Consider the following 5,448-nt stretch of genomic DNA (forward strand, 5'->3'; position numbering starts at 1 on the left):
CGCCGGATCCTCGGGATAGGCGCTGTGGTAGCCGCGGCGGGCCACGGCGGCGATCGCATCGGCCAGGCGGCCGGCGTGTTTCAGTTGCAGGTCTTGGAGGGTCATGGTGGGTTCAGAGCGTGGCGGCGGTGCCGAAGATCGCGGTGCATTGGCTCGACATGTAGCCGCCTGGCGCATGGGCCAGTGCGAGCTCGGCGCCGGCCACCTGGCGCGTGCCGGCGTCGCCGCGCAGCTGCACCACCGACTCGATCGCGGTGTAGATGCCGAACATGCCGGGGTGGCCGAGCGAGAGTCCGCCGCCGCTGGTGTTCATCGGGAAGTCGCCGCCCGGCGAGGCGCGGCCGCCGTCGAGGAAGGCACCGCCCTCGCCCTTGGCGCAGAAGCCCGTGTCCTCGGCGAAGACGATGGGCATGATCGTGAAAGCGTCGTAGAACTGCACCACGTCGATGTCCTTCGGTCCCACGCCGGCCTGCGCATAGGCGGTGGCCGACGACACGCTGGCCGCGGTGCGCACCAGGTCCGGCATCTGCGCGATGCTGCGATGCGTGGCGGCCTCGCCCACGCCGAGCAGGTAGACCGGCTTGCGCCGCAGCTGCGCGGCACGCTCGGCCGAGACCACGACCAGCGCGCCGCCGCCATCGGTCACGAGGCAGCAGTCGCGCACGGTGAAGGGATGCGCCACCGGCCGCGCCGCGATCACGTCCTCGATGCTCAGCGGCCCGGGATCGGGCGCGTCGGCGTCGAGCCGCGCCCAGTCGCGCGCGCTCACCGCCACCTGCGCGAGCTGTTCGCGCGTGGTGCCGAACTCGTGCATGTGGCGCTGCGCGACCATCGCATAGGCCGCGAGCGGCCCCGGGTAGCCATAGGGCACTTCGTAGGGATTGGGTTCGGAGTGCGTCGCGAACTGTCCGCCCGCCGATTTCTGCGTGCTGCCGTAGGCGATCAGCGCCACCGAGCACAAGCCGGCCGCGATCGCGGCGCGCGCATGGTTGAGGTGCGCGAGGAAGGCGCCGCCGCCGACCTGGGTCGAATCGGTGTAGCGCGGGCGCAGGCCCAGGTATTCGCACAGGCTCAGCGTCGGCATGAACAGCTGCAGGCCGGCCGCGAACACGCCGTCGACATCGGCCAGCGAGAGGCCCGCGTCGTCGAGCGCGCGCACGGAGGCCAGTGCCATCGCGTCGAGCGGCGAGGACAGGGCCGGCATCGTCGCGAAGCCGGTGCTGCCGATGCCGGCGATCGCGGCCGTGCCGCGCAGATTGGTGGCGGTCATGCGAGCGCTCCGAACACCACGCGGTGCGCGTCGTTCCAGGGCTCGATGCGCGCGGCCACGCGCAGGCCGATGCGCAGCGCGCCGGGCGCCGCATCGACCACGGTGGCCATCATGCGAAAGCCCTCGTCGAGATCGACCAGCGCGATGTTGAAGGCGCCATCGCGCCGCTGCACCTCGGTGCAGGCGTGGACCGTGCCCTCGGCGCGGCTGGTGCGCCATTCGAGTTCGCCTGGCTGTCCGCCTGGACCCACGGCCTGCGGCGGAAAGACCGCGCGGCCCGCGCCATGGTCGAACTGGTAGGCCAGCCGGCCTTCGGCCAGCGCGGCGAGGAACAGGGCGCGCGGCGAACGCGCGGCGTCGGGAGCTTGGGTCATGTCCATCGCCTAGCGTCCGATGAAGCGCGGCTTGCGCTTCTGCTGGAAGGCGCCGATGCCCTCGATGCCGTCGGGCCCGGCCAGCGCCTCGGCCTGCGCGATCGCCTCGAGCTCGAGCGTCTCCTCGAAGGAACGCGCGCGCGACAGGATGCGCTTCGACGCGGCGAAGGCGGTGGTCGGGCCGCTCGCGATCTCGCGCGCCATCCGCAGCGCGATCTCGTCGAGCGCCTCGGCCGCCACGCTGCGGTTGACGAGCCCCATGGCCGCGGCTTCGCGCCCCGAGAACAGTCGGCCCAGGAAGATCAGCTCGGCCGCGCGGTGCGGCCCGACGCGTTCGCGCAGGTGATGGTGGCCGCCCGAATCGAGCACCGCGCCGATGTTGCGGAACGGACTGCCGAGCAGCGCATCGTCGGCGACCAGCGCGATGTCGCAGGCCAGTGCGAGCCCGAAGCCGAAGCCCAGCGCGGGGCCCTGCACTGCGGCGATCGTCGGCACCGGGCAGTCGCGCACGGCGACCAGCACCGGGTTGATCCGCTCGCGCAGGATCGCAAGCGTATCGTCGGTGCCGGGATGCGTGTCCTTGAGGTCGCGGCCGGCGCAGAAGGCATGGCGCGTGCCGCGCACCAGCACCGCGCGCGCACCGGCCGACACGGCCTCGCCGAGCGCATCGGCGATCGCCGTCATCTCGTCGAGGCGCAGGCTGTTCTTCGCGGCGGGCCGGTCGATCGCAATGACCGCGAGCGACGACTCCAGCGTCAGGCGCACCGCGTCGGTGGAGGTGGCGCCGTTCATCGCGCGGCTCCCTCGAAAGCCATCAGGATGCGCAGCTCGCTGGCCATCAGCAGCAAGCCATTCTGGTTGTGGACGTTCCACTGCAGCCGCACCACGCCGTCGGTGCCCGGGCGCTTCACTGTCTTCTCGAGCACGGCGGCCTCCAGATGGATGGTGTCGCCGATGAAGGCCGGCGCGGTGAAGCGCAGCGCGTCGCTGCCGTAGTTCGCCACGATCGCCGGTGCCGCGGGCGGGATGCCGAGGCCGGCCGCATAGGCCAGCAGCATCAGGCCCGGCGCGATGCGCTGGCCGAAGCGCGTGCGCGCCGCATGGTGCGCGTCGGTGTGCAGCACGTACCAGTCGCCGGTCAGCGCGCACCACTGAACGATGTCGGCTTCCGTGAGGGTGCGGCCGCGCGAGCGGAAGCGCGCGCCCTCCTCGATCCGGTCGAAGTGCTGCTCGAGAAATCCGCAGGTGCTGGTGATGTCGGTCATCGCGTCTTTATTTAACCTTCCGGACGGAATATAAATGAAGACGAAGACCTGGCGGCAGCTAGGGCTTACCCGAAGCTGCATGGAGAACGCGTGGCGATGACGTGGAGGCGCCGGGCGTGGATGGCGGACGAAGCGCCGGCTCAGCGCTGCGGGGCAGGCATGTCGCCTTCCCCGGGGGTGCGGGCGAACCAGCGAAAGACCGTGCGGTTCGTCGCCCGCTGCCAGCGCAGGAAAAGGAATCCCACCGCCACCTCGCACCACTCGTCGACCGGTACGCCGGCGGCGCGCAGCGCCGCGACCTCCGCCTGCGTGCTCATGCCTCCCGGCAGTACGAGCGTGACCGTCGCGCCGTGGTGAATCTTCTGTCTGGACTGCATCGTTCGCTCCTCTGAGGGTGGACGACGCCGCACCCCGCATGCCGCGAGGTGCGATGACAGCCCACCGGAGGCGGACGGCGCCGTTGCAGCCAAACTAGGGCGGCACCCGGCCCCGCACCGTAGGACGGGACCAGGCCCCGTCGAGGCGGAGGCTCGGAACGGAACAAATGCACGGCGGCGCGCGGCGCCGTCGACTCACCAGGCCACGCGAACGCCCACGGAAGCACCGATCGAGCTCCGCACCCTGGCGTCGCCGCCGGAGGACCAGAGCTTGCCCAGCTCGCCATGAAGGCTGGTCGACTCGTTCAGCGCGAGCGTGAAGCCGGCCGCGAGCTCGGTGCTGGTGCCGCCGATCGGTGCCGTGATGTCGGTCACCGCGGCCGCATTCACGAAGCGCGTGGTGTCGCTGCCATTGGCGCGCTTGTAGACGTTGACTCGCGCATAGGGCTGCAGCGCGCCGGCCGCCGTATCGACCCGGCCCTTGAGCCGCACGCCCGCGCGCGCGGTCCAACCGTTGTCCGCGTGGCTCTGCACCAGGGCACCCGCGATCGCGGTGCTGTCCAGATCCAGGCGCTGATGGATCAGTTGGAGCTGCGGCTCGACGGACCAGCCGTTGCCCAGCGCGAGGCTCTGGCCGACTTCCAGCGAGGCCAGCAGGCTGCGACCGCGGGTCTGCGCGCCGGGGTCGAGCGAGGACGCCGCATCGGCGCGATGGCGCGCGCCCTGCAGCACCACGTCGGCATAGAAGCCGCCGTCGCTGGCGTAGGTGCCATAGGCGCCGAGGTACTGGCTGCGCAGGTCGTTGCGCCCGGCGCGCAGGTTGCGCACGCCGCTGGCGAAGCCGTCGACGCTCACGTCGCCCTCGAGCTGGCCGACGTAGAGGCCCGCGCGCCAGTTGCCCATGGCGAGAAGGTCGGTGCCGGCCTGCAGGCCGGTGACCCGCCCCTTGCTGCCCGGCGAGACGGTGCCACCCTGGCGGATGTCGATGTCGGCGCTGATCAGCCGGCCCCAGGCGCGCCGCGCGGATGTGCCCTCGGGCGCGGCGGAAACGGCGGTCTCATCGCCCCGGCGCAGATGCAAGTTGCCGAGCATCGCGAGGTTGCCCTGGCGCAGTTGCGACGGCAGCGCGGCGTACAGCGAGGCCTGCGGCCGGTAGGCGACCACGGGCGCCCCGATGGGCGCACCGGGCGTGGCCGGGGTACCCGGTGTCGCGACATTCGGCGCATCCGCGCGCAGGTACCAGTTCTCGCCCGCGCCGCTCGCATCGGCCGCGTAGAGCCGGTACTCGTAGGCCCCCGCATCGACGTGGCCGCCGGCGAGCACGAAGGCATCGCGCGTGGTCTGCGCGGTCGTGGTGGCGCCGGCCTGCGCGCTCACCACCTCGATGCCGTTGCCGACGGTGCGCGCGCCCAGCCCGCCGAGGTTGGCGACCTGCACGCGGGTGACGCCGCTGGCGGTGCCGCCGTTGATCACCAGCCGGTCGGAAATGCCGGGGCTGTCGAGCACGGCGCCCAGGCGCAGCACGCCGTTGTTGCCCGTGTAGTTGCCGTTGACGGTCAGCGTCGTGCCGGGCACCGCGCCGACCAGCGACACCGTGCCGCCGTTGGCGAGCGACGCCACGGTCTGGCTGAAGCCCGCGAGGTCGAGCGTGGCGCCCGCTGCCACGGTGTGCGACGAGCCCGCGCTCAGCGCGTTCGTGGCCGTGGTCCTGAGCACGCCCTGCCGCACGTCGGTGCCGCCGGCGTAGGTGTTGGCGCCGCTCACCGACAGGGTGCCCGCGCCCGTCTTGATGAAATCCCCGCTGCCCGTGATCGGGCCCGACCAAGCGAGGTCGTGGCCGTTGGTGTCGATGGTGCCGGTGCCGCCGAGATCGACCGCGGCATTGAGGCTGAGCCTGTCGGCGCCGGCGATGACGGTGGCGCTGGCACCGCTGTCGATCGCGATGGCGCCCGTCAGCGAGACGCCCGTGTCCAGGCGCAGGCTGTTGCTGCCGCCGGTGAAGCGGACCGAGGGCGCGCGGCTGACGCCGTCGCCGCCGAGCCCGCCGACGATGGCCCCGCTGCTCGAGAGCGCGAGGTTGGCGCCCACCACGCCTGCGCCGCCCGCGCCGTTGGCGCCCCGTGGACCGCCATTGCTGCTGGCACCGCCCGCGCCACCGGCAC

General features: G+C 72.3%; 6 protein-coding genes. All 6 read right to left on the reverse strand.

Going from position 1 to position 5,448, the window contains the following annotated elements; all coding sequences use genetic code 11:
• Window positions 1-112 precede the first annotated feature (112 nt).
• Complete coding sequence (locus tag AC27VN_RS31620) at window positions 113-1,270, reverse strand: acetyl-CoA acetyltransferase (RefSeq protein WP_490879115.1); 1,158 nt, start codon at window positions 1,268-1,270, stop codon at window positions 113-115.
• On the reverse strand, window positions 1,267-1,644 hold the full coding sequence (locus AC27VN_RS31625; protein ID WP_490879116.1) for a Zn-ribbon domain-containing OB-fold protein: 378 nt from the start codon (window positions 1,642-1,644) through the stop codon (window positions 1,267-1,269). Before AC27VN_RS31625 ends, AC27VN_RS31620 begins: the two co-directional genes overlap by 4 nt.
• A 9-nt stretch (window positions 1,645-1,653) precedes the next feature.
• Window positions 1,654-2,436: an enoyl-CoA hydratase/isomerase family protein gene (locus AC27VN_RS31630; RefSeq protein WP_490879117.1), complete on the reverse strand. Its 783-nt coding sequence runs from the start codon at window positions 2,434-2,436 to the stop codon at window positions 1,654-1,656.
• Window positions 2,433-2,909: a MaoC/PaaZ C-terminal domain-containing protein gene (locus tag AC27VN_RS31635; protein ID WP_208514167.1), complete on the reverse strand. Its 477-nt coding sequence runs from the start codon at window positions 2,907-2,909 to the stop codon at window positions 2,433-2,435. Before AC27VN_RS31635 ends, AC27VN_RS31630 begins: the two co-directional genes overlap by 4 nt.
• Before the next feature lie 140 nt (window positions 2,910-3,049).
• The gene (locus AC27VN_RS31640) at window positions 3,050-3,286 is read right to left on the reverse strand and encodes a hypothetical protein (protein WP_208514168.1); all 237 of its coding nucleotides are present in this window, start codon (window positions 3,284-3,286) and stop codon (window positions 3,050-3,052) included.
• Window positions 3,287-3,481: 195 nt separating this feature from the next.
• Window positions 3,482-5,448: autotransporter family protein (locus tag AC27VN_RS31645; RefSeq protein ID WP_490879118.1), on the reverse strand; the 1,967-nt coding region annotated here is incomplete at its 5' end.

This window comes from Variovorax sp. 20P10.2.4, assembly GCF_058244205.1.